The 23771-nt window shown below is 62.9% G+C and carries 24 protein-coding genes and 1 pseudogene; 16 read left to right on the top strand and 9 right to left on the bottom strand.

What is annotated here, in order from left to right; translation table 11 throughout:
* Positions 1-50: 50 nt before the first annotated feature.
* Positions 51-1349: an MFS transporter gene (locus RN346_RS12385; RefSeq protein WP_311958407.1), complete on the bottom strand. Its 1299-nt coding sequence runs from the start codon at positions 1347-1349 to the stop codon at positions 51-53.
* Between the two features lie 369 nt (positions 1350-1718).
* On the opposite strand from RN346_RS12385, the gene RN346_RS12380 reads away from it, so the two are divergent.
* The 3 genes from RN346_RS12380 (at position 1719) to RN346_RS12370 (ending at position 4008) form a co-directional block, all read left to right on the top strand.
* Positions 1719-2588 carry an acetyltransferase gene (locus RN346_RS12380; protein ID WP_311961269.1) on the top strand — a complete coding sequence of 290 codons (870 nt, stop codon included), beginning with the start codon at positions 1719-1721 and terminating at the stop codon, positions 2586-2588.
* A gap of 20 nt (positions 2589-2608) precedes the next feature.
* A complete protein-coding gene (locus tag RN346_RS12375) occupies positions 2609-3070 on the top strand; it encodes a DUF6985 domain-containing protein (protein WP_311961268.1) in 462 nt (153 codons plus the stop codon).
* A gap of 254 nt (positions 3071-3324) precedes the next feature.
* Positions 3325-4008, top strand: a complete 684-nt coding sequence (locus RN346_RS12370; RefSeq protein ID WP_311961267.1) for a hypothetical protein — start codon at positions 3325-3327, stop codon at positions 4006-4008.
* Between the two features lie 171 nt (positions 4009-4179).
* Here the strand turns inward: RN346_RS12370 and RN346_RS12365 are convergent, their stop codons facing one another.
* Entirely contained in the window at positions 4180-4848 is a 669-nt protein-coding gene (locus tag RN346_RS12365; protein WP_263586525.1) for an FMN-dependent NADH-azoreductase, read from the bottom strand.
* Between the two features lie 127 nt (positions 4849-4975).
* On the opposite strand from RN346_RS12365, the gene RN346_RS12360 reads away from it, so the two are divergent.
* Positions 4976-5821 carry a LysR family transcriptional regulator gene (locus RN346_RS12360; RefSeq protein WP_263586526.1) on the top strand — a complete coding sequence of 282 codons (846 nt, stop codon included), beginning with the start codon at positions 4976-4978 and terminating at the stop codon, positions 5819-5821.
* Here RN346_RS12360 and RN346_RS12355 read toward each other — a convergent pair.
* A complete protein-coding gene (locus RN346_RS12355) occupies positions 5814-6377 on the bottom strand; it encodes a manganese efflux pump MntP family protein (protein WP_263586527.1) in 564 nt (187 codons plus the stop codon). The genes RN346_RS12360 and RN346_RS12355 overlap by 8 nt on opposite strands.
* 337 nt (positions 6378-6714) lie before the next feature.
* On the opposite strand from RN346_RS12355, the gene RN346_RS12350 reads away from it, so the two are divergent.
* From RN346_RS12350 to RN346_RS12315, 8 genes are all read left to right on the top strand, one after another.
* Positions 6715-7179, top strand: coding sequence for an Lrp/AsnC family transcriptional regulator (locus tag RN346_RS12350; RefSeq protein WP_263586528.1), 465 nt, complete (start codon positions 6715-6717; stop codon positions 7177-7179).
* 4 nt (positions 7180-7183) lie between these two features.
* Positions 7184-8821, top strand: a complete 1638-nt coding sequence (locus RN346_RS12345; RefSeq protein WP_311961266.1) for an aminotransferase class V-fold PLP-dependent enzyme — start codon at positions 7184-7186, stop codon at positions 8819-8821.
* On the top strand, positions 8818-10284 hold the full coding sequence (locus RN346_RS12340; RefSeq protein ID WP_311961265.1) for an NAD(P)/FAD-dependent oxidoreductase: 1467 nt from the start codon (positions 8818-8820) through the stop codon (positions 10282-10284). Before RN346_RS12345 ends, RN346_RS12340 begins: the two co-directional genes overlap by 4 nt.
* Before the next feature lie 27 nt (positions 10285-10311).
* Positions 10312-10806 carry a hypothetical protein gene (locus tag RN346_RS12335; RefSeq protein ID WP_311961264.1) on the top strand — a complete coding sequence of 165 codons (495 nt, stop codon included), beginning with the start codon at positions 10312-10314 and terminating at the stop codon, positions 10804-10806.
* The gene (locus tag RN346_RS12330; RefSeq protein WP_263586532.1) at positions 10803-11381 is read left to right on the top strand and encodes a peroxidase-related enzyme; all 579 of its coding nucleotides are present in this window, start codon (positions 10803-10805) and stop codon (positions 11379-11381) included. Before RN346_RS12335 ends, RN346_RS12330 begins: the two co-directional genes overlap by 4 nt.
* A 66-nt stretch (positions 11382-11447) precedes the next feature.
* A complete protein-coding gene (locus tag RN346_RS12325) occupies positions 11448-12434 on the top strand; it encodes a TRAP transporter substrate-binding protein (protein ID WP_263586533.1) in 987 nt (328 codons plus the stop codon).
* A gap of 65 nt (positions 12435-12499) precedes the next feature.
* Positions 12500-13006: a TRAP transporter small permease gene (locus RN346_RS12320; RefSeq protein WP_311961263.1), complete on the top strand. Its 507-nt coding sequence runs from the start codon at positions 12500-12502 to the stop codon at positions 13004-13006.
* Positions 13003-14292: a TRAP transporter large permease gene (locus RN346_RS12315; protein WP_263586535.1), complete on the top strand. Its 1290-nt coding sequence runs from the start codon at positions 13003-13005 to the stop codon at positions 14290-14292. Before RN346_RS12320 ends, RN346_RS12315 begins: the two co-directional genes overlap by 4 nt.
* Before the next feature lie 93 nt (positions 14293-14385).
* On the opposite strand, the gene modC is transcribed toward RN346_RS12315, so the two are convergent.
* The 5 genes from modC to RN346_RS12290 form a co-directional block, all read right to left on the bottom strand.
* Complete coding sequence (modC, locus tag RN346_RS12310) at positions 14386-15504, bottom strand: molybdenum ABC transporter ATP-binding protein (RefSeq protein ID WP_311961262.1); 1119 nt, start codon at positions 15502-15504, stop codon at positions 14386-14388.
* The gene (gene modB, locus RN346_RS12305) at positions 15494-16192 is read right to left on the bottom strand and encodes a molybdate ABC transporter permease subunit (protein WP_311958399.1); all 699 of its coding nucleotides are present in this window, start codon (positions 16190-16192) and stop codon (positions 15494-15496) included. Before modB ends, modC begins: the two co-directional genes overlap by 11 nt.
* A complete protein-coding gene (gene modA / locus RN346_RS12300; protein ID WP_311961261.1) occupies positions 16192-16971 on the bottom strand; it encodes a molybdate ABC transporter substrate-binding protein in 780 nt (259 codons plus the stop codon). Before modA ends, modB begins: the two co-directional genes overlap by 1 nt.
* A gap of 62 nt (positions 16972-17033) precedes the next feature.
* A complete protein-coding gene (locus tag RN346_RS12295) occupies positions 17034-17429 on the bottom strand; it encodes a LysR family transcriptional regulator (protein WP_311961260.1) in 396 nt (131 codons plus the stop codon).
* A gap of 63 nt (positions 17430-17492) precedes the next feature.
* Positions 17493-18215, bottom strand: coding sequence for a CDP-alcohol phosphatidyltransferase family protein (locus RN346_RS12290; protein ID WP_311961259.1), 723 nt, complete (start codon positions 18213-18215; stop codon positions 17493-17495).
* Between the two features lie 257 nt (positions 18216-18472).
* Here RN346_RS12290 and RN346_RS12285 point away from each other — a divergent pair, with 257 nt between their 5' ends.
* The 4 genes and pseudogenes from RN346_RS12285 to RN346_RS12270 form a co-directional block, all read left to right on the top strand.
* The gene (locus tag RN346_RS12285) at positions 18473-19462 is read left to right on the top strand and encodes a zinc-binding alcohol dehydrogenase (protein WP_311961258.1); all 990 of its coding nucleotides are present in this window, start codon (positions 18473-18475) and stop codon (positions 19460-19462) included.
* 55 nt (positions 19463-19517) lie between these two features.
* Positions 19518-19916, top strand: a complete 399-nt coding sequence (locus tag RN346_RS12280) for a 6-carboxytetrahydropterin synthase (RefSeq protein ID WP_311961257.1) — start codon at positions 19518-19520, stop codon at positions 19914-19916.
* Positions 19913-21874, top strand: coding sequence for a glycosyltransferase (locus RN346_RS12275; RefSeq protein WP_311961256.1), 1962 nt, complete (start codon positions 19913-19915; stop codon positions 21872-21874). Before RN346_RS12280 ends, RN346_RS12275 begins: the two co-directional genes overlap by 4 nt.
* A 51-nt stretch (positions 21875-21925) precedes the next feature.
* Positions 21926-22690, top strand: a pseudogene (locus RN346_RS12270) (lysylphosphatidylglycerol synthase transmembrane domain-containing protein); the annotation flags it as partial.
* A 117-nt stretch (positions 22691-22807) separates the two neighbouring features.
* Here RN346_RS12270 and RN346_RS12265 read toward each other — a convergent pair.
* On the bottom strand, positions 22808-23674 hold the full coding sequence (locus tag RN346_RS12265; protein WP_311961255.1) for a RibD family protein: 867 nt from the start codon (positions 23672-23674) through the stop codon (positions 22808-22810).
* Between the last annotated feature and the right edge of the window lie 97 nt (positions 23675-23771).

Raw genomic sequence — 23771 nt, 5'->3', positions numbered from 1 at the left:
AGCGTCCCCCTGCCGAGCGCGCGCGGCAGGGGGACTCAAACGTGCAGCGTTTAGTGCCTGCTGGGTTTCGTGATCGCACCTTCCTCTTCGCTATCCTGAAACGGGTCTTCCAACGGCTCGCCGGCTTCGTCTCTTAACTGATGATCGTAGGCGGCCTGCAGGCCGGTCTGCTCGTCCAGTTCGTCGTCGTTTTCCTGATAAATGTGACCAGGAAACAGCGGCGACAGCAGCGCGATGACGATGCCCAGCACCGCAATGACCGAGAACGTAGTAGCGTAGTCGAAGGCGTTGATCAGCGCGCCGATAGCGGGCGAGCCCGTTGCCTGACCCAGCGAGACGGCAAGAAAAGGCAGCACCGGCCCCACCGAGAGCCGTCCGGGTAGAAGGCGAATGCCGGTCATCAGATAAAGCCCGGTCAGACTCATGTAAGCCAAACCGAAAATCAGCGCCGAAAAGATCGCAAGCAAAGGCTGAGAGGGGCTCGCGGCAAGTAGCAACAGGCTGGCCGAGAGCATCATCAGCATCAGCGCTTGGGTAATGGGCGGGTTGTTGCGATCAGCCAGATCCGCCACGAAGGCGCCGCCCAACCCGGCAAGCCCCACCGCGAACCAGAGCCACCCCGTCGTGCTGGCGGAAAGGCCGCCCAGCGTAATCACAAGGTCCGGCGCGAATATCCAATAGGCAGACGAGACGAACCCCATCAGTGACGCAAAGAGGGTGAGCCTTAAAAGCCGCGACCAGGGCAGCGCGTTAAGTGGCGGGGGCGGCGCGGCGTTGGCGGGCGTGACCGGCGATATCGAGGGTAAAAAGAACCAGGTTGCCACCACGCCAAGCGCGGCCAGCACGGTAAACGACACGTAGGCCAGCCGCCAGGCATCCGCCATGAAAAGCACCGTGGGCACGGCCACCATGATCCCCACGCTGGTACCGGCGTTCATGACCGAGCTGACCCGGGCGTGCAGCGAACGCTTGACCATTGCCTGCATGCCGGTGGTGAGCGCTGGCATCATCAGCCCGGTACAGATACCGCAGGCGAATACGCCGCTTCCCAGCATGAGCGCGTTGGACGCCTGACTGATGAGCGCCAGCCCCAGAATGCCGAATAGACCCGAGACAATGGCGGCCAGCCGCGCGCCTAGCCGGTTGGCCGCGGCCGGTGCTATCAGCGTTGCCAGCACGAAACTGATCAGCGGCAGCGAGCCGATCAGCCCAATAACTGATGTGCTCAGTGCAAGCTCTTCACGAATGGGCGGCACGAAAAGCCCGAAAGCGAACCGCGCGATACCATAGCCGATGGCGATCAACCCGGCCCCAAACACCGCGAAGGAGGTACTCGAAATAGCGCGCATGATGTTCCTTCTCATAAGAGGACGAAAAGCGTTACACGAGCGAACCGAGTCAGCGTGAGAGATCGCCGTATGATGGCGAATGTAGATGATTCATGCGTTAAACGCAGTGGGATTAGACGAATGGCTTTATCAACGCCCGGAAGTCGAGCCTTGCGGACCGGCATGTACATCGCTAACCGTGCCATTCGCGCCTTCCAACGGACGGCGGCGGCATTGGTGCACGTTCCTACCGAGGAGATTCTCACGATGGCCGGTATTGAGCGGTCAACCCAATAGCGCGTCGGTTAAATCTCGGCGGCTCGCGTGATACATTTCTAATATAAATGTCGCCGCCGCTTTGGCCTCTTACGCGCACAACGGGACACTCTCTTGCTTACCCCTGTCATACAACGCGAACCCACCGGCTGCGGCATCGCATCCGCCGCTACGATTCTCGGCCTCACTTACGCGGACATGAAAGCCCGCGCCAACGCGATGGGCATCTACGCCGAGGATGAGTCGCTCTGGTCGAGCACGGATTACGTGCGTCGTCTGCTCGCGCACAAACAAGTCGCAACCTCACCGAAAGAGCTTCCGTTCACGGGCTGGCAGGCGCTGCCGGATCTGGCGCTGATCGCGATCAAGCCCCACCAGCGCGACGGCAAGCACTTCTGGCACTGGGCGGTGTTTCAGCGCGAAAAGGGGAAATCGGTGGTGCTTGATAGCGCCAGCTATCTGCCCGCCAACGTGCGTACCGATTTCGACGCCATGCATCCGGCCTGGTTCATCGCCGTGACGCCGTCTGCGCGTGCGGACTTCGAGATCACCACGAGCACCCAGTCCGACTACCCGGCATTGATCGCACTTTGGGAAGCTTCGGTGCGCGCCACCCACGATTTTCTGGCCGAAGAGGATCTATTGATGCTCAAGCCGCTGATCTTCGAGCAGTTCTTCGACGTGCTGGAACTGCGCATCGCCAAGGGGCATGGCGACGAAGTCCTCGGATTCAGCGGCGTGGCGGATGGGAAGCTCGAAATGCTTTTCATCGCTCCGCAAGCGCGGGGTCAGGGCATCGGTAAAACCCTTGTCGATCAGGCGCTTAACCAGGGCGTGAGCAACGTCGATGTGAACGAACAAAATACTCAGGCGCTAGGCTTTTATCAGCGACTGGGGTTCGAGGTGAAGAGCCGTTCGCCGGTGGACGGTCTTGGCAAGCCGTATCCGCTTTTGCACATGGCGTTCGTTGGTCGCACCCGCTAAACAACTTGGCAGGAGGCACTATGAAAATGGTTCGGGGAGTCACCGATGGTGAGGATGGTCTGGAAGGCGAGGTGTACTGCGCCCTGTTCGAGCGCTACATTCCGTTTCTGAGCCTGGAGCGCGACCCCGACGGCGTGCAACACTGCGCGGCGTACCTCAACGAGCTCGATGACGCGGTGATCGATCATCTTTGCCAAGCCACCGAGCATTACTGCCAGACCTATCAAAGCGAGAGCGGGGAACTGCCCAGAGAGTTTGCAACGCCTCGCGAGGTGCTCACACACATTACCCCGAGCCTATTGATCGTCCCCCATTTCGAAAAAGCGACGCCCGTGGTGCATATGGAGCTCGAGTGCGACTGGGAGCCCGAACACGGCATGGAGTGGGTCGTGCGCAACCGGCACGTGCTCTACGTTGGGCCTTTCAACGGCGAAGACCCCTGGGGCAGCTTCAGCCCCAAAGCCGTGTGGAATTTTGCCTAGGATTTTAGCGCGCAGACATACACACAGCCGGTAATCCTGAGCCACTTGAATTACCCAAAAGTGATGAGTCGACGAGAACTACTTGTTAGTGGTTAGCGCTGACTGTTTGGTAACGTTAAGTGTCGTTGGGTAAATACTGGCCTAACACTTCGCTTTTCTTTCAATAGACTAAAGCGCTCTTACGTAAACTCGCTTCAACCAAACAGTTGGCGCCGATCGGCGCCGCTCTAAAACTTTCACGTTGAGGCTGCTGCATGTATCGATTTGCCACCGTTTTATTGACCGGGTCGTTTTTGCTAGCGGCCAGTACTGTCGCCATGGCCGATAGTCGCTGGTCGGTCGCGGGTAGCGCCGGCACTACCGGTTTGGGCGCTAACGCCAGCTGGCGCTTTCATGATCATATGGCGCTGACCGCAGGTTATAGCGGGTTCAACTACGACGACCTGGATCATACCAACGGCGATTTTACCTATACCGGCGAAGTCGACATGAACGTTTACAGCCTGAAACTCGACGTCTACCCATGGGCTGAAAACGGCTTCTTCGTTTCGGCCGGCGCCGTCAGGCCCGATATTCAGCTCAAGGCGGTGGGTCGCTACACGGGCGGCGAAACGTTCGATGAATTTGGCGGTATTCCCATCGATGCCAATAGCGCACGTTTGGATGGCGTGGGCAAACTTTCAGACGGCGTGGAGCCCTACCTGGGTATTGGCTGGCGCAACAGCGCCAAACAGGGTCTGGGCTTCTATGCCGAAGTGGGGGCCTTCTGGATCGACCCCAGCGTGTCTCTTACCCCGCGAGGCGATGCGCTCGATATTCCGTTCGTTCGAGCGATCGCCGAGCGCGAAGCGCGCGAGCAAGAAGACGACCTTAAAGACGAACTCGACAAGTACAACATCTACCCGGTGGCAGTAGTGGGTATCGAGTACACGTTCTGATCCCTATCGAACAAGCGCGGGCTTCTGTGTTTGAGCTCACGAACGGATGATCATGATTATGGGGCGCCTCGGCGCCCCGTAATCGTTTTGGTCTTTTGCTCGGCGGCTTAGCTAGACAGCACCAGGTCTCGCTTCCTCCATGGACGATCCTTCTGGCTCAACGCTCAACGCTCAACGCTCAACGCTCAGCCTGGTAGCCAACGCTTTGGCTTCATCAAACGCTCGAGCCAGCGATTGGCGGTGGCGCTCGTCGTTGAACTCCTGATACTCCGCGCCGATCTCGTGAAAGGTCTCGACGCCCAGGTAGTGACTCAGCGTTTTAATATGCGGGCCCAAATGGTTCATGTGCTCGCGCACACCACCCTTGCCAAAGCCGAACTCGCCGCTCGAGGTCAGTAGTACCAGCGTCTTACCCGAGAGAATCGGCGCCAGCGGCGCATCACCGCGCGCCAGGTCGAAACTGAATGTCTTGTTGATACGAATGACCTGATCGAACCACGCTTTCAGCGGCGCGGGCATGCCGTAGTTGTACATGGGGGACGAGAGCACGACGATGTCTGATCGGGTCAGTTCGTCGATCATTTGATCGGAAAGTGCCAGGTGCCGGTGCTGCTCTTCGCTCCGACTCGCCTCGGGCGTGAAAACGGCGCCTATCCAGGCTTGATCGATGAAGGCGGGCGGGGCGACACCGACGTCACGGTGAATGATCTCATCGCCGGGCGCTACGCTTTGCCACGCATCGATGAACGCGCGGGCGATCTTTTTGGAAATTGAGTCATGGCTGGGTACTGGGTTGGACACTGTGCGAACGCTGGCGTCCAGATGAAGTAGGGTGCGCATGATAAGGTTTGCCGTTGCTGAAAAGAAGTCGCCATACTGGGCTTTCAAGCGGTACGGGACAAACGAGTAGCAACGTTGCATGGATGAGTTAAAATCACCCGAGAATTAAAAACGGGATGCCAGCACTGTGAAAGTGTCACTACATGCCATCAAGGCGTTCGAGTCCGCAGCGCGTTTGGGCAGTTTCAAGAAGGCGGCGGAAGAGATGGCTCTCACGCCTACCGGCGTGTCCCACCACGTGGCCAATTTGGAAAAGCGGCTCGGCGTTCGGCTCTTCGACCGCCATCATCGTCAGATTACCCTAACTCCTTCGGGGCATCGGCTGTCCGAGGCAACGACCAGTGGGTTTCGTACCATCGAGACGGCGCTAGAAGATATCGCTCAAGGCGCCTCGCACCTGCGCGTAGAATCCACCTCCTCATTTGCAGCACTGGTGCTGATTCCTCGGCTTCACGACTTTCAACGACGCTATCCGGATCTGGACGTGGATGTTTCGACCGGCGAAACGATGGGCTCCCCGGTTAGCCAGCTCTGTATCCGGCTGGGCGATACGCGCCGAGTGGAGAACGCCCGCGTTCTGAAGACGGAGCGCTTCGGCCTTTATGGAACGGCATCCGTTGTCCAGGCGATGAGAGATTCCCAGCCGATGTCGGTGTACCTGACCCGCTGGAAGAATGGGCGCCTTCCGTCACCGCCCTGGCCTCAGTGGCTGGCGCAAAGCGGCCTCACCGATGAGGCGTTCGCGCCTACCTATTTCGATCAGGAGCTTTACGGAATAGCCGAGGCGGTCGCCGGGAAAGGGCTGGTATTCTGTTCCCAAACGCTGGTGGCCGACCACATCAACAACGCCACGCTGGTCGAGGTAGCCCAGTCGGTCGATTCACATCTTTGCTACTACACGCCGGCGCCCTGGCGGGCGTACAGCCTGAACCACCAGGCGTTAATCGAGTGGCTGAAAGCGTTGATCAACTGAACACACCGGTATGTTCGGCCAACACGGCGCAGCCGATGCCGATCAGCACGACGCCGCCGATCAGCTCGGCCCAATGGCCGACGAAGCGGCCTAGCCGGTGGCCGAGCACCGTACCGATCGAGGCCATCAGCGTGGTGGCAAGGCCAATGGCGAGGCTCGTGGTGACGATATCGACCTCGATGAAGGCGAGGCTCGCGCCCACGGCCATGGCGTCCAGACTGGTGGCGGTGGCGGTCAGTATCAAAAGCCAGAGCGTCTGCCGGCGGTGTTCGATTTTGTCCTCTTTATTCAGCCCGGCGTAAACCATGTGCGCGCCGATCGCCGTCAGCAGCGCAAACGCCACCCAGTGATCCCAGGCCTGCACGAAGCGCTGCGACGCCACCCCCGCCGCCCAGCCCAGTACCGGCGTAATGGCCTCAATCACGCCAAAGACCAGCCCGATACCCACCGCGTGGCGAAAGCGCGGGCGGCGAAGCTCGGCGCCTTTGCTGATCGAGGCGGCGAACGCATCTGCCGACATGGAAAAAGCGAGCAGGACAAGGGCAACGGGCGTCATGGCGGGGGAACTCGTGTGGCTTAAGAAGCGCTTTCAAACGGCAGACGATCAGGGCGACGAACCCTGCCGTTCAAGTATCGAAATACTAGCACGGTAGTCTCTTGCACTGAGTAGGTGTTTCAAAAAATAAACTTTATAACCAATAACTTGTATAGCCTTGGCTAACAATTTAAGCGCTGGGTGAATGCGTGGGCTGGGGTAGGTAAGCGATTGTCATCATTGAAGTCGATACCGTTTTAATTGTTCCAGGCAGGGCTGAAAAATTATTTCTTTGGATTGGGTATCCAATGCTCTATAAGGAATAATATTTCTCTTCAAAAGATAAAAAGGAAATAAATTGCTTATTGATCGTTTCGATTTAAAAATTCTTGAACAGCTTCAGCGGGATGATAGCGTATCTATTGCGCAGTTGGCCGAGAAAGTGGGGCTTTCTGTCACCCCTTGCTGGCGGCGTATTCAGCGCCTGGAAAAAGAGGGCGTGATCGAGAAGCGTATCGCCGTATTGAACCCCCACAAGCTCGATCTCGGCCTGACCGTTTTCGTGATGATCAAGACCGACAAGCATACCCAGGCCTGGCTGGACGCGTTTCAGGACGTGGTTCAGTCCTTTCCCGAAATCATGGAAGTGAACCGTTTGGCCGGCGAGTTCGACTATCTGCTCAAGGTCATCACGCGCGACAACGCTGCCTACGACGCTTTCTACAAAAGACTCATCGCGAGAATAGAGCTCAGCAATGTCACATCCTGCTTCTCCATGGAACAAGTCAAGAAAACCAGCGAGCTGCCCCTCGGCGGCATCTGACTGGATGACGACCCTTGCCGATGACGTCATCGGCGAAGGTGAGCCGATCGCCGGCCCCTTCGGCCCGCGCCCGCTACTCTACGCCGACTACACCGCCTCCGGGCGGGCGCTCGGCACCGTCGAGCGGGCGATGCGCGAGCAGGTGCTGCCGTACTACGCCAACACTCATACCGAAACCTCCTACACCGGGCGCATCACCACGCGTCTGCGCGAGGACGCCCGCCGCCAGATCGCCAGCGCCGTCGGCGCCACCGACGACTACGCGGTGATCTTTGCCGGCAGCGGCGCCACCGCCGCCATCGACCGCTGCTGGAAGATGCTGGGGCTCGCTCGCTTTGATCAGGCGGCGGATCAGGCTCGTCCGGTCGTGTTTTTGGGGCCTTACGAGCACCACTCCAACGATCTGGCGTGGCGCGAGTGTGACGCCGAAATCATTCGTGTGCCGCTTGATGCGGCGGGGCTGATCGATCTGGACGCGCTGAAAGCGGCGCTTTCACGTTTCCAGGGGCGGCGGCTGATCGGCGCGTTCAGCGCGGCCTCCAACGTCACCGGCGTCAAGAGTGACGTGGCGGCGATCGCCCGGTTGATGCACGCCCATGGCGGCATCGCGCTGTTTGATTACGCCGCCAGCGGTCCCTACGTGCCCATCAACGTGGCGGGCACTGGGTGTAACGATCACCTGGACGGCGTGTTCGTCTCACCCCACAAGTTCGTCGGCGGGCCGGGAAGCTCTGGCGTTTTGATCGTGCGCCGGGCGCTGTGCGTCAACGCCGTGCCCTCGGTCGCCGGGGGCGGCACGGTGTCCTATGTCACCGCGGATGGCCACCGCTACGTCAGCGACATTCAGCGCCGGGAGGAGGGCGGCACGCCGAACATTCTGGGCGACATTCGCGCCGGGTTTGCGTTTCGCATCAAATCCATGATCGGCGAAGAGCGGATCGAGGCGCGAGAGGCCGAACTTGCAAAGCTGGCGCTGGCGCGCTGGTCGCGCCTCGACAACCTGACGCTGCTGGGGCCGAGCGACGCGCCCAGGCTTTCGATCTTCTCGTTCAACGTGCGCGCCGGCGAGCGCGAGGTGCACCATAATCTCATCGTCGCGCTACTGAACGACCTGTTCGGTATTCAGGCGCGCGGCGGCTGCTCCTGCGCCGGCCCCTACGGTCATGCGCTTTTGAATATCGACGCCGACACCGCCTTCGAGCACGAATCGTTAGTCCGAAATGGAAGAAGCTTATATCGTCCGGGCTGGGTAAGGCTCGGATTTCACTTCTTTTTTAGCAATGAGACGGCTAACTATGTAATATCGGCGGTCGAATTTATTGCACGTCACGCGGCCTTACTCATGAAGCTTTACAGCGTCGACGAACGCACGGGCACCTGGACGGTGCGCGACGGCGTTTATCCGACACCCTCGATCGACACCGCGGCCACCACGCTGGATGAACTGCTCGATCCCGCGCGTTCGCGCGCCGCTTCAAGAGAGGGATGTGAGCCCTTCGCCGAGGCCGAACGTCTTGTCGAGCTTGCCAGGCGCGCCGAGCTTCCCTCTGAGCCGCGCTTTTCCGATACACCGATACGCTGGTTCTGGTGGCCTCATGAGGCCGAGGACGCCGTGCGCTCCCAGGATGAGATGACACCATGACGACGACTTCTTCTTCCCCTACGCTTGCGGGTGCCGGTTTGGAGGCGCTCAACGAGCGCGTACGCTTTGATCTCGCGTGTCTGAACCTGCCGCCCGCGAACTGGGTGCCCGCCCGCACCGGGGAGCAGGGCGAGCACGTTCACGACGTCATCATCATTGGCGGTGGCCAGTGCGGGCTGGTGGCGGCGTTCGCGCTGATGTCTGGCGGCATTCGCAATCTGCGCATTTTCGATCGCAACCCGCAAGGGCTCGAGGGGCCGTGGCTGAACTACGCGCGCATGGAAACCCTGCGCTCGCCCAAGACCCTGCCCGGGCCGAGCTACGGCTTTGCCTCGCTGACCTTCCGCGCCTGGTATGAGGCGCAGTACGGAAGTGAGGCCTGGGAGGCGCTCGACAAGATCCCGCGCCCCACCTGGATGGCGTACCTGAACTGGTACCGCGAGGTGCTGGCGCTGCCGGTCGAAAACGGCGTCAACGTCGAGCACGTCACACCCGAAGGCGACCTTCTACGCCTCGAGCTTTCCGGTGACGGGGCACCCGCCCAAACGGTGCTGACGCGCAAGCTGATCATGGCGACCGGGCGCGACGGTACCGGCGGGCCGAAAATTCCCGGCTTCGTCGAAGGCTTGCCGCAAAAGGCCTGGGCGCACACTGCCGATGACGTTGACTTCGCCGCGCTTGAAGGCAAGCGGGTGATCGTGGTCGGCGTGGGAGCGTCCGCGGTCGACAACGCCGCCGAGGCGCTGGAGCATGGTGCGTCCGAGGTTCGCTTTTTGATCCGCCGCGCCCAGATGCCGACCATCAACAAGATGATGGGCATCGGCTCGTTCGGCTTCACCCACGGCTACGCGGGGCTCAGTAATGACTGGCGCTGGCGCATCATGCACTACTCGTTCATCACCCAGACGCCGCCGCCCCGGGGCTCGACGATGCGCGTCAGCCGCCACGAGAATGCCTTTTTCCACTTCGAGTGCGGCGTCGAAGCGACCCGTATGGAGGGCGACGAGATCGTCGTCACCACTCGCCAGGGCGAGGTGCGCGGCGACTTTCTGATCCTGGGCACGGGCTTTGAGATCGACCCGCTGGCGCGCACCGAGCTTGCCGGCTACGCTGACCGCATTTTGCTCTGGCGCGACTGCTACCAGCCCCCGGAGGAGCTTGCCCACGACGAGCTGGGCAAATTCCCCTACGTGGGGCGCGATTTCGCCTTTCAGGAGCGCGAACCCGGCAGCGCCCCCTGGCTTAAAAACATTCACTGCTTCAACTACGGGGCGTCGGTCAGCCTTGGCAAGGTGAGCGGCGATATCCCCGGTATCAGCGAAGGCGCGAGTTGGCTTGCCAGCGCCATCGCCTCGCGCTTTTATCAGGAGGACGTGGAGCGTCACTGGCAGCAGCTACAGCACTACGACGCCCCGGAGCTTCAGGGCGATGAATGGACGGCTTCACCGCTACCCAATGATTGATGGTCCGCCTGCCCAAGGAGTGTATCAATGGCACATGTAATCGAGACCGCGGCTAACGTATCGGACAGCGGTGCGCTTTTCGAGGCGCTGACCATGCGCGGTAAACTGATGGATCTCACCGAGCAGTCCCACGACGCTGCGCTTTTGCCGAATGAGGAAGGCGGCGTACCGCGGGCCGCGCGCGCCGCACTGGCCTGCCGCATGGCGAAAATCTGCCGCCAAACCGGCCTGATCACCCATTATCAGGCGCTGCTGGAAAGCTACGGCGCCGACGCCGACCCGCATCGATTGGCCGACCCCGACGCCACGCCTGGCGCGGATGCGCCGCGCCTGGCGGCCATGGTGGCCTACGTGGATCTGGTCACGCGCTCGCCCAAGGACGCTACCAAAGCCGATATCGAAGCGCTGCGCGAAGCGGGACTCATCGATGCCGACATCGTACGCCTGGCCGGTCTCGTCGCCTTCGTCAACTATCAGCTGCGCGTCACCGCGGTGCTGAGCGTCATGGGAGAAACGCAATGAGTCGCGTCATTCACAAGTTCACCACGCGTATTCCCACCTGGCGGCCCCACGTCACGCCGGTCGATTTCGACAACGCCAATGAGGCCCAGCGCGAGGCGCTCAAGGAGACGCCGTCGAACACCAAAATCTCCGACTACGTGCTGGTACTGGCCCACGACCCGGAATCGCTGCGTATTCGGACCTCGCTTTTCAATGGCATCATGTACGACAAGGGCGGGCTTTGCCGCGAGGAGCGCGAGCTCGGCGCCGTGGCGGCCTCGGTGGTCAACCGCTGCATCTACTGCGCGGCGGTGCACGCCCATCGTTACAACAACATCGTCGGCAGTGACGCGGTGATGAAGGATATCTTCCTGCGCGGCAAGGAGGCCGAGCTCGACGAGCGGACTCGCGCTATTCTGCGCTTTGGCATGCGCCTTTCCGAGACGCCGCCGAACGTCGATCAGAGCGATATCCAGGCGCTTCGCGACGTCGGGCTCGACGAGCAGGAGATCCTGGATTTGACGCTGTCGACGACGCTATTTGGCTGGGCCAACCGGCTGATGCACACGCTCGGCGAGCCGGTTTCCAACGCCTGAGTATCGATTGTTCGTTACCCACCACCGTTCACTAATGATCACAAACCGCCTGACAGGGGAACTATCATGACAAAACGCTCTATTTCAACGCTTGCGGTACTCGGCGCAGTCACGATGATGGGGGCAACACCGGCGCTGGCCGAAACGCTGCGCATTGGGACGGTGGTCAGTGCGCCGCACCCCTGGATCGATGCCGCCGAGGCGTTCAAGGCGGAAATCGAGGAAGCCACCGATAACCGCATCACCGTGCAGATTTTCCCGGGCGGCCAGATCGGCAACGACCAGACCATGGTCGACGAGATCCGCATCGGCACCACCGACATGATCATCGGCGGCGTCATGAACGTCTCACCTTACGTGCCGGATTTCGAAATTTTCAGTCTCAACTACCTGTTCGAAGACATGGACACGTTCCGCGCCGCCACCGCACCGGACTCGCCGGTGTTCGAGTACTTCGATAACGCCGTGACTGAAGCGGACGTAGGTCTCAAACTGTTGAGCCTGACCGGCGGCGGCACGCGTAACCTGAGCACCAACGTCGGTCCGGTCACCGAGCCTTCTGATCTGGAAGGCGTGAAAATGCGCGTGACCGGCTCGCGGCTGGACGCCGACATGTGGCAGGCCTATGGCGCCTTGACCACGTCTCTGCCCTGGACGGAAATCTACACCGGCATGCAGACCGGCGTCGTGGGCGCGTTCGAAAGCACCATCAGCGGCTACTTCTCCAGCCGTTTGTATGAAGTGGCGCCGTACCACGCCAAGACCGAGCACCAGATCATGATGAGCCACATCTCGATCGGTGAAAACCGCTTCAACCGTTTCTCAGAAGAGGATCAGGCGCTGATTCTGGAAGCCGCGCAGCACGCCGGAGAGCTGGGTACCGACAAGGGCGAAGAGTACGACGCCGAGTTCATCCAGCAGTTCGAAGAGCTGGGCGTGACGGTCACCGAGGTGGACAAGCAGGCCTTCATCGACCGGGCGCTGCCGCTTCACGACGAGTTCGCCGAAGAGCGCGGTTTGACCGAGCTGCTCGAGACGATTCGCGCCCTTTAAAGAATGCCGCACATCGCGCGCTTTCCGCCTTGCGGGAGGCGCCGTTGGCTTGAAAGGATGAACGCATGCGATTGATCAATGATGTGCTGGAGAGGGTACTGACGCTGATTGCTGGCAGCTTGTTTGCGATCTTCATCCTGACGGTACTCTACCAGGTGTTTGCCCGCAGCGTGCTGGCCATCTCGGTCTCCTGGACCGATGAGATCGCCATGTCCTGCTTCGTCTGGTCGGTGTTTCTCGGCGCCGCGGTAGCGTTGCGTCGGCGCCAACACTATGTGGTCGACGTCTTGCCCTCGCATTTCGTCGTCACCCAGCGCGCGCTGCGCCTGTTTGGAAGCATCGCCTGTCTGCCGGTCATCTACGTGCTGGTGGTCAACGGCAACGTGCTGGTGGACATGGGTTGGCACCGCCGCTCGGTGGCGCTCGGCACGCCGATGTCCTACGTCTTTGCCGCCATGCCCGTGGCGGGCGTGGCGATGTTTTTGTTCTCCATCGAAATTCTCTTGAAAGACATCAAGATGCTGGCCCGCGGAAAAGAGGCCGCAAGCCAAAGCGAGGCCATCGATTCATGACTCCTTTACTGACCCTAATCGGCAGCTTCCTGCTTTTGATCGCGCTGAGCGTGCCGATCGCTTTCGCCATTGGGCTGGCCTCGATCATTACCATTTTGCAGCTGGGCCTGCCGTTGACCTCGGTGGTCAACCAGATGTTTGCCAGCATCAACTCCTTTCCGCTGCTGGCGGTGCCGTTTTTCCTGCTTTTGGGTAGGCTGATGAACGACGGCGGTATCACCGACCGTTTGCTGCGCTTCGCCGACAGCACCGTGGGCCACATCCGCGGCGGGCTTGGCCATATCAACGTCATGGTCTCCATGATGTTTGCTAGCCTGTCCGGCTCGGCGGCGGCGGATACCGCAAGCGTTGGCGCGGTGCTGATTCCGGCGATGAAGAAATCCGGCTACCCGGCGCCGTTCGCCGTGGCGCTGACCGCGGCCTCGTCGGTGCTCGGCGGGGTCATTCCACCGTCGATTCTGATGGTCATCTACGGTGCCTTCGGCAACGTTTCCGTCGGCGCGCTGTTCATGGGCGGGGTGCTGCCTGGCGTGCTGGTCGGGCTGATGCAGATGGGCTACGTCTACTACATCGCCAAAAAGCACGGCATCAAGGCGACGGGCACGTTCTCGTTCGCCCAGATGGGGAGAACCGCGGTCACCGCGACCCCGCCGATGCTGCTGCCGCTGATCATTCTGGGCGGCATTACGCTGGGGGTATTCACCGCCACCGAAGCGGCGTCGGTGGCGGTACTGCTCGGCATGCTGCTGGCGTTCGTGTTCTACCGCGCCATTCGCTTTCGCCAGCTGCCCGGCATTCTCAGCGACTCGGTGGTGGCGTTTTCGCTACCGATGTTCGCCGTGGCCTCCGCCGGCATCATGGGGTGGCTGATCTCGTATCTGGGCATCGCTCAGGAGGTCGCCAACTTCATCCTGTCAGTTACCGAAACGCGCATCGGCATCATGCTGATGGTGATGATTTGCATGCTGATCATCGGCACGGTGCTGAGCCCGGTCACCGCGGTCATCATCTTCCTGCCGATCATTCAGGGGCTCTGTGTGGCCGCGGATATCAACCAGGTGCACATGGCGCTGGTGGTCATTCTCTCGCTCACGCTTGGGCTGATCACGCCGCCTTACGGCATCTGTCTATTGATCGCCACGCAGATCGGCGAGGTCTCCATGCCGCGCGCCTTTGTGGCGGTCATGCCGCTGATCGGGCTGATTCTTTTGGTGATCATTGCGGTGATCCTGCTGCCCGGTATCTTCATGTACCTGCCGCAAATGATGTTTCCCAAGGCTTTCTAGCCGCGCTATAGCGCGACAGCGCCCCGCCCGGTCAACCGGGCGGGGCGCTGTCGTTTTGGCGGTTGGTCAAATGTCTATCGGTTGGGGCGGCGCTCAAATCGGTGAAAGCGTCACCCGGCGAATCAGCGCGGTGACCGCCATGGACTCTTCAAGCGCCAGGGCGTCGCACGCCTTTCGCGTGAGCTGCGCGCGAAGCGTCTGCGTGCCCACGCGCAGGCGAACCTCGATCTGATGCGGCGTTTGCGGCAGGCGCGTCATTGCCTCGATCACCGCGGGCAGCGCGTCGAGTTCGCTGGTGGACGGCGCGATTGATCGGTCCAGGCTAACGTCGCGGGCCTTCACGTGCAGCCGAACGCGCTGGCCCTTCGCCAGCGCCGGTGCGGGAATTGTAAGGCTCGGGAAGTCGTGCGATGCGCCTGAGTCGATAACCACCTGGGTGAGCCCATAGGCCGCATCGTGATCGACGATGGTGGCCTCAAGAAGCGAGGCGGCCTCGAACGCTTTAAGCGTCTCGGTAAGATCCAGACGCTGCAACAGCGCGCAGAGGGTGTCGCTTGCCACCACTTGCCCGGCGCCCATTACCACCAGGTGGTCGGCGATGGCGGCGATCTCGTCGGCGTCGTGGCTGACGTACACCACCGGGATGTCCACCTGACGCGTAAGCGTTGCGATATAGCGCAGAAGCTCCTGCTTGCGCGCGCCGTCGAGCCCGGTCAACGGCTCGTCCATCAGCAGCATCTGTGGGTCGCTCAAAAGCGCCCGGCCGATGGCGACCCGGCGCGCCTCACCGCCGGAGAGCGCCCCGGGCATGCGCTCGAGCAGGTGCCCAATCCCGAGAAGCTCGACGAGGTCGTCAAAGCGCGGTGCAGCGTGCGCCGGCATGGCGTAGGTGAGATTGCCGCGCACCCGGTAGTGGGGGAACAGCCGCGCCTCCTGGAACACCACGCCCAGCCGGCGCTGGTGGGGGGGCACGAAAATACGTTTGGCGCTGTCCACCAGCACTCGCTCGCCGAGTTGGATGCGGCCGGTATTGGGGCGCTCGAGCCCGGCGATCAGGCGCAGCAGGCTGGTCTTGCCGCTGCCGGAGGGGCCGAACACGCCGGTCACGCCGGCCCCGGGCAGGTCAAGCGCGGCGCTCAGCTGAAACGCCCCCAGGCGCTGTTCGAGCTCAAGCGAAAGCCCGGTGGCCGGGGGGCTGGGTTCAGTAGGCATCGCGCTCCTGCACTCTCTGTCTGGTGCGTCTGGCTAGCCATTCCGATGCGATCAGCGACACCAGCGCGATGACGATCGCCAGCACGCAGAGCCTGGCCGCGGCGCTTTCTCGCCCCGGGCTCTGAATCAGCGTGTAGAGCGCCAGCGGCAGCGTGCGGGTTTCGCCGGGAATGTTGGAGGCGAAGGTGATGGTGGCGCCGAATTCGGACAGCGCCCGGGCAAAGGCGAGCATGGTACCGGTCAAGAGCCCCGGCACCGCCAGCGGTAGGGTGATCGTGGTGAAGACCCGCAGCCGCCCGGCGCCCAGGGTGCTGGCCGCGGCTTCGAGCTTGGGGTCCACCGCTTCGAGTGACAGGCGCAGCGCGCGCACCAACAGCGGAAACGCCATCACGCCGCTGGCTACCGCCGCGCCCTGCCATGTGAAGGGCAGCGACACGCCAAACGACTGGTAGAGCCACGCCCCGATGACCCCCTGGCGGCCCAGCGCCACCAGCAGCAGATAGCCCACCACCACCGGCGGCAGCACCAGCGGCAGGTGGATCAGCCCGTCAACCAGCGCCTTGCCGCGAAACTCGAAGCGCGCCAGCCACCAGGCCATGACGATACCCGGTGGCAGAATCCAGGCCACGGCGGCCAGCCCGATCAAAAGGCTCAGCCGAATCGCTTCCCACTCCGCAGGCGTTAGCATCAGGGTCGGCTGATGGCGGTGTCGAAGCCGTAAGCCTCGAAAATAGCCAGCGCCGCGTCGCTTTCGAGCCACTCTCTGAGCGTCCGTGCGGCTTCGCTCTCCTTTGCGCCGACCAGCGCCGCCGGGTAGGTGATCGGATCGTGACTCTCCGCCGGGAAAAGCCCCAGCACGCGCACGGTGTCGCTTGCGAAGGCGTCGGTCTGGTAGACCACGCCTGCCGGTGTTTCGCCGCGCTCGACCAGCGCCAGCGCGGCGCGCACGTCACTTGCCCGCGCCAGGCGCGGCGCGAGTGCCTCCCACTCGCCGAGCGTCTCCAGCGCCTGCCTTGTGTAGATGCCCGCCGGCACGTGGTCCGGGTCGCCCACCGACAGGCGGTCACCCGCGCCGAGAAGATTCTCGATCGGCGCGCCGTCGCCGGGGGTGAACGTCTCAAACGCGGTGTCGCTGGCGCTGACCAGCGCCAGGCGGTTGTGCAGCAGGTCTTCGCGCGCGCTTACCTCAACCCCTTGCGCTTCGAGCCAGTCCATCCAGTCGAGGTTGGCGGAGACGAACACCTCGGCGGGGCTGCCGTTGGCGATCTGACGTGCCAGCGTCGACGACGAGGCATAGACCGGCGTGACGTCGATATCGTGCGTCGCCTCGAAGGCGGCGATGGCTTCGTTCATGGCATCGGTCAGCGAGGCGGCGGCGGCGATCTGAACGTTCTCGGCGGCGTGAGCCGATAGCGGCGCGCAGACCAGCGCAAGGGCGCCGAGCGTGCGGGGCGAGGCGAGAGTCATTGTAGATATTTCCGTTATTTCCGCTTGGATATAGCGGAGATTAAAACCAACCCGATCAATGATCAAGCGCCGTTATCGCAAGCGCTCGTCTCGGCCGCCCCGGGCGCCAGAAGCTCGAGCAGGGCGCGGGCGTCCTCGGCGTCTTCCATGGCCAGGCGCCGCTCCAGAGCGCGAAAGTGGGCGATCACCTGGCGCCCGGTGGCGCTGAGTCGCGCGCCGCCGCGCTCGTTGCCCCCGGCGTGGGTCTCGACCAGCGCCTCGAGAAAGTGGCCGTTCATGGTCTCGATCAGTTGCCAGGCTTTCTTGTAACTCATGCCGAGCGCTCGCCCGGCGCTCGAGATCGAGCCGCTCTCGTCGATGGCTTCCAAAAGCGCCACCTTGCCCGGGCCGAGAATCACGTCGCGGTGCAGCGCCAGGCGCAGTTGAAAAGTGGGGGTAGGGTGGTGGGTACGCGTCACGGTGGGCTCCGACAGGGTTACGGCGCCCAGTGTAGCAGCTGCCCGCCACCGCGGGGCGAGCGTTCACGGCTCAAGGCGGCGCCGGTAAAGCCATCCCACGTCGACCCCAAAGGAGTAGAGCGAGGCGATGAGCGCGCTCAGTGCCAGAAGCGTTGCGCCGGTATGACTCGTGAGCGGCGTGAGTGCCAGAAGCAGCGCCACGACCTGCCAGACGCACACCGTCTTGCGGCGAAAGCTTTCAAACAGTGGCGCGCTCAGCCATTCAAGGCGCCAGCTTGCCAGCACGAAGGCATAGCGCATGCCGCCGATCATCAACACCCACGCACCGAGGGATTCGAGCTTCAACAGCGCAATGCACAACAGCAGGATCATCAGCGCGTCGAGCTCCATGTCAAAGCGCGCGCCGAAGCGGGAGTGGCTGTTGGTCTTGCGCGCCACGAAACCGTCGACGCCGTCGAGCGCCAGCGACACGAGCGCCACGGCGAGCCACAGCCAGATCGCCTCGATAAAGGCGCGCTCGGCCAGCGCCCCGGCCACGATAGCGACCAGGATGGCGCGGGCCAGCGTCACCCGGTTCGCCCAGCCAAGCGGTCCGCGGTCCCAGTAGCAAAGCGTCAGCAGGGCGATGACGCCATAAAGTGCCGCCGTCACCGCCCAGGTGGCGGTCGAGACGAGCAGTGGCGAAAGGATCGTGCCTGCCGCGATCAAAGGCCCCGCGCCCAGCGCCAGTTCGAAAAGGGTAAAAAGGCGCGGGCGCGTTCTGGCAACAGGGAACACAAAGGGCATGGCGACTCACAAAGCGGCGCTCGACCGCGCGATCGTTATAGGGATTCTTCTGCGTTCGAGGTGTTAGGGTTATCGAGCCCGTGCCCCGAAGCGAACATGGATGAAGGCGGCATTTTGACCGCGGTGGGTGCTTCGGCTTCCAGGCTACCGCCACCGAAGGCAAATGAAAAGCACCGATGGCATTGAAAAGTGGCGAAAACCTGGCAATGCTTGAATGATGAACGATAAGAACGGATTAATCACAGGGAATTGTTTTTATGCCGCTGACGGAAACCGCCAGTGCTCTTTGGATCACACGCCCTCACACGGCCGAGATCCGACCTGAAACGCTCGAGGCGCCGCTGGATGACCAGGTTCTGGTACGCGCGCTTTATAGCGGCGTCAGCCGGGGAACGGAGTCGCTGGTGTTCAACGCCCGGGTGCCGCCCAGCGAGTACGCCCGCATGCGCGCGCCTTTTCAGGCCGGCGACTTCCCGACACCGGTGAAGTACGGCTACTGCAGCATCGGCGTGGTCGAGAAGGGGCCGGAGACGCTGCGCGATAAACCCGTTTTCTGCCTCTACCCGCATCAAACCAGCTACGTCGTACCGGCAAGCGCCGTCGTACCGCTGCCGGAAGGACTCCCCGCTCAGCGCGCGGTGCTCACCGCCAACATGGAAACCGCCATCAACGGCGTGTGGGATGCAAGCGTGCAGCCCGGCGAAAGGCTCTGCGTCGTGGGTGCCGGCGTCGTCGGCGCGCTGGTGGCCTATCTGTGCGCCCAGATCCCCGGCACCCGCGTGCATCTCATCGACATCAACCCCGAACGCCAGGCGCTGGCAGCCGCGCTGGGCGTCGAGTTCTGCACCCCGGACAACGCCCCGACCGACCAGGACGGCGTGATTCACGCCAGCGGCCACGGTGAAGGGCTGCGCCTGGGCCTGTCGCTTCTGGGCAGCGAAGGGCGCCTGATCGAGATGAGCTGGTTTGGCGAAGGCGACACCGCGCTTGCCCTTGGCGGCGCCTTCCACTCACAGCGACTCTCCATCAAGGCAAGCCAGGTCGGCCAGCTGCCCGCCGCGCTCAAGCCGCGCTGGGATTACCGCCGGCGCCTGATGCTTGCGCTCGAGCTTTTAAAGGATGAACGGCTCGATCACCTGATCAGCGGCGAGTGCACGTTCGACGAGTTTCCCCAGGCGGCGCCTTCGCTGTTCGGCCCTCGAAGCCAGGCGCTTTGCCACCGCATTACCTATCCCGTGACCGGCTGATTACAGCGCTGCTCACGCTTATTCATGTCTTGCGACATCAAAAAAGGATGTTCCCATGTATCGTCTCTGCGTTCGCGACCACTTCATGATCGCCCACAGCTTCAACGGCGAAATCTTCGGCCCGGCCCAACGCACCCACGGCGCCACTTACGTGGTCGATGTAGTTTTCCAGCGCCCGGAGCTCGATACGGACGGTCTGGTGATCGACATAGGCCTTGCCAGCGACACGCTCAAGGAGGTGCTGGCGAGCTACAACTTCCAAAACCTGGACGAGGTGCCCGAGTTCAATGGCAAGAACACCACCACCGAATTCATGGCTGGCGTGATTTTCAATGCGCTGGCCAAAGGGATCAAGGAGGGGAGGATGGGCACCACCGCCCAGGGCATTACCCACATGGAAGTGAAGCTTCACGAGTCCCACGTGGCGTGGGCAAGTTACGAAGGCGCATTATGAGCCAAAGCCGCGCTTTGAGCGAAAGCCCCGCATCGAGCGAGCGCTTCACACTGATGGTGGCCGGCGCGCTCGACCAGCGCACCGGCGGCTATATGTATGACGCGCGCATGGTCGATGCGCTGCGCGGCCAGGGTCACTCTGTCGAGGTGGTCGAGCTCGGCGGTCAGTTTCCGCTGGCCTGCGACCGGGCCGCGGGAGAGTTCGGTGAGGCGCTTGCCAAGCTCGACGATGGCGAGCGCGTCATCATCGACGGGCTGGTCATGGGGAGCCTGCCGGACATCGTCGCCACCCACGGTGCGCGCCTGGATATCACCGCACTTCTGCACCACCCGCTGGGTGACGAGCAGGGTCTGGAGGAGGAAACCCAAGCGCGGCTGCACACGAGCGAGCTCGAGGGGCTTCAAAGCGTGACCCGCATCGTCGTCACCAGCCGCTTCACCGCGCGTCGATTGGACGAGCTTGCCAGGCAGTACCAGCTGCCCCTGAGCGCACCCATAGCGGTCGTCGAGCCCGGCGTCGAGCCGGCCCCCATCAGCCAGGCGCCGTTGAATGACGAGCCGATTCGGCTTTTGTGCGTGGCCACGCTCACCCCGCGCAAGGGCCAGGACGTGCTGATCGAGGCGCTGGCCGGGCTAAAGGTACGCCGCTTTCAGTGCGACCTTTACGGCGCCCCGCGCGACGAAGCCTTTGCCGCCGAGGTCGCAGCACTCATCGAGCGCCACGACCTCTCGATGGTCACGCTTCACGGCGAGTGCGACGCCGACACGCTGGAAGCCGCTTACCGCGGCGCTCACGCGCTGGTGCTGCCTTCCTGGTACGAAGGCTACGGCATGGTGGTGACCGAGGCGCTGGCCCATGGCCTGCCGGTGATCACCACCACCGGCGGGGCACTGGCGGATACGCTGCCTGAAAACGCCGGCCTCGGCGTGCCCCCCGGCGACAGCCAGGCGCTTGGTGAGGCACTCGGGCGCTTTCTGAGCGACACTTCTCTGCGCGCCCGCCTTTATGAAGGAGCGCGTGAGGCGCGCGAGGCGCTCGGTGACTGGCAAGCCGCTGGCGCCGCGTTCACCCGGGCACTGAAGCGTCCGGCGCACTTCTCGACAGGCAGCCGCTTCGCCGCCGATTGGCTGACGCTTAGAGAACGCGTCGACATTGGGGCGCGAAGCCGCGAGCTTGCGCAAAAAGCCGGCGAGTGGCTTGCCCGCGAGCCCGGTGAGGCGGTCATTGCCGATCTTGGCTGTGGGCGCGGCAGCAACCTGCAGTTTCTCGCGCCGCTGTTCCAGGGCGCACACACCTGGCAGCTGTTCGATCACGACGAACAGCTTCTTGATGAAGCGAAAGCCCGGGCTGAGGCGCTTACGAGCGCAAGCCATGAGCCCGTATCCGTCGAGGTTCACTGCGCGTCGATTGCGGACCTGGACCACCCGGCGCTGGCATCCGTTCGGCTCGTCAGCGCCTCGGCGCTTTTGGATCTGGTCTCACAGGCGTGGATCGAGTCGCTGGCCGACCGGTGTGCCGACAAGCGTCAGGCGGTGTTGATCGCGCTGAGCGTCACCGGGCAGTGGTGCTTTCTCGATGAGCGCGGCGAGGCGCTCGAAGACGGTGACGATCGGTGGGCGCGCTCACTGTTCAACGCCCACCAGGCTCGCGACAAGGGGCTTGGCAGCGCGCTCGGCGGCGCGGCGCAAACGGCGCTTGCCCAAGCGCTTGACGCCCGCGGCTATCGCGTCGAACAGGCGGATACGCCCTGGCGGCTGGAGGCCGGCGACCGCGAACGGCGGCCGTTGGCGTGCTCGCTCATCGAAGGCTTTGCCGAGGCGATGACCGAGCAGGCACCGATGGAGGCAAGCCGCATCGCCCAGTGGCGCGATGCGCGCCTGAAAGGCGTTCGCGCAGGCGTGCTCGGGGTCTGGGTCGGCCATCAGGATCTGCTCGCCCTGCCCGCGGACAAGGCGTAGCCGGTGCGCGCGCTCGTTTGGCTTAAAACTACCTGGGTGCAGCGGGCCTTGATGAGTCTTGCGCTGCTGGGGGCGGTGACGCTTTGGGTGAATCCTGGCGACATCGTGCGTGAAGTCACGCGCTTTTCACCGGGTTGGGCGGCGCTGGCGCTGCTCATCAGCGTAGCCCAAGTAATGCTGAGCGCCTGGCGCTGGCGGCTTACTGCCACATGCCTGGAGGTGCCGCTTCGCTACCGCTACGCGCTCGCCGAGTACTATCTGGCGCTGCTGGTCAATCAATTGCTGCCCGGCGGCGTGCTGGGCGATGCCGGCCGCGCCCATCGCCACGCCACGCAGTCCGCCAGCCGGGCAAGCGCCTGGCGAGCGGTGGTGCTCGAGCGCGCCTCGGGCCAGGCCGCGGTGGTGCTTTTAATGGTGCTTTCGCTTTGCGCGTCGCCGCTTTGGCACCGCTCGCTGGGGATCACCGGCATCGTCACGCTGCTGGGGGGGCTTGCGCTTTTCGGGGCGGGCCTGTTGGCGCTGGGGGTTGGGCTGGCCCGCACCGGGGCGCTGCCGGCCTGGTGCAGCGCGTTTGGGCGCGATCTGCGCCGAAGCCTTTTGAGACGCCGCGTTTGGTACTGGCAGTTATCCTCATCCCTTGCCATTGTTATTAGCTACGGCCTGGTCATGGTGTGTGCGGCCCGCGCCATCGGCATCGAGCAAAGCGCCTTGAGCATTCTTGCGCTGGCGCCGGTGCTGCTGCTGGCGATGCTGATTCCGCTGTCGATCGCCGGGTGGGGGCTGCGCGAAGGCGCGGCGGCCACGATCTGGATGTTCGTTGGGCTGCCGTCCTCCCAGGGCGTAGCCATTTCGCTTGCTTACGGAGTACTGGTGATGCTTTCAAGCCTGCCGGGCATCTGGGTGGCTCTTGGCCGCCGTGGCAAAGCGACGCCGTCAAACGGCGGCGGCGTTCAGGCAGACATCGAACAGCGTATCGTCACCGCAGCGAAAGGTGCGCATCCGGGGACGCAGCGCGCTCTCCAGCGTATCGATCGGCGTCATTTGGAGTCCCGGCCGGCCGGAGCCGATCAAAAGCGGCGCTACCATCAGATGCAGCGCGTCGATCATACCGGCCTCGATGAATTTCGAAATCGTGATGCCGCCGCCTTCGACCAGAATACGTTGGTAGCCGCGCTCGTGAAGCAGCGCGACCACGTCAGCGGGGTCGAACTGACCGGCGTCATCGAGCGCCAGTACGCAGTGTGTGGCACGACTTTCCGGGGTGTCGACCCCGGGGCCGGTCACGTGCAGCGTGGGAGGCTCGTTACTTTGCAACACGCCGAGCGTGGCGCGCGCCCGCCCGCGCGGGTCGAGCACCACGCGCACCGGGTGGCGGCCCTCGACGTGGCGCACGGTGAGCTGAGGATCGTCCGCCATCGCGGTGCCCACGCCCACCACCACCGCGTCCGCCAACGCCCTGAGCCGGTGCAGGTGCACCAGGCTCTCGAAGCCGTTGATGTAATGCGAGTGGCCACTTTCGGTGGCGATACGCCCGTCGAGGCTCTGACCCAGCTGTGCCAGCGTCCAGCGCTCGCGCACCGCCAGCGGTGCCAGACACTCCAGCATCGAGCGCGCCTCGATGGTCAGGCTTCTGGCGTCATCGCACTGCCAATGGCCTTCGTCATCGACACGAAGCGAGCCGTCCAGAACGCCGGCGCGCCGGTCGAGCAACCACCGCCAGGCGGTTTCACGCTCGATCAAAGCGCCCTCAAAGCCAGAAACCGTACCGTCAGAACCTACAACACCGTTGGAGTGGGGCATGACGCCTCCATGAAGAGAACAACGTGGAATCATGCCAGGGGCATACGCCCAGCGCAAGCAGCGACCCTTGCCCGCTCGACCAGGCAACCAGGAGGCC

The organism is Halomonas sp. PAMB 3232, from assembly GCF_031954225.1.
Taxonomy (GTDB): domain Bacteria; phylum Pseudomonadota; class Gammaproteobacteria; order Pseudomonadales; family Halomonadaceae; genus Vreelandella.
This window is presented reverse-complemented; position numbering and strand designations above follow the sequence as displayed.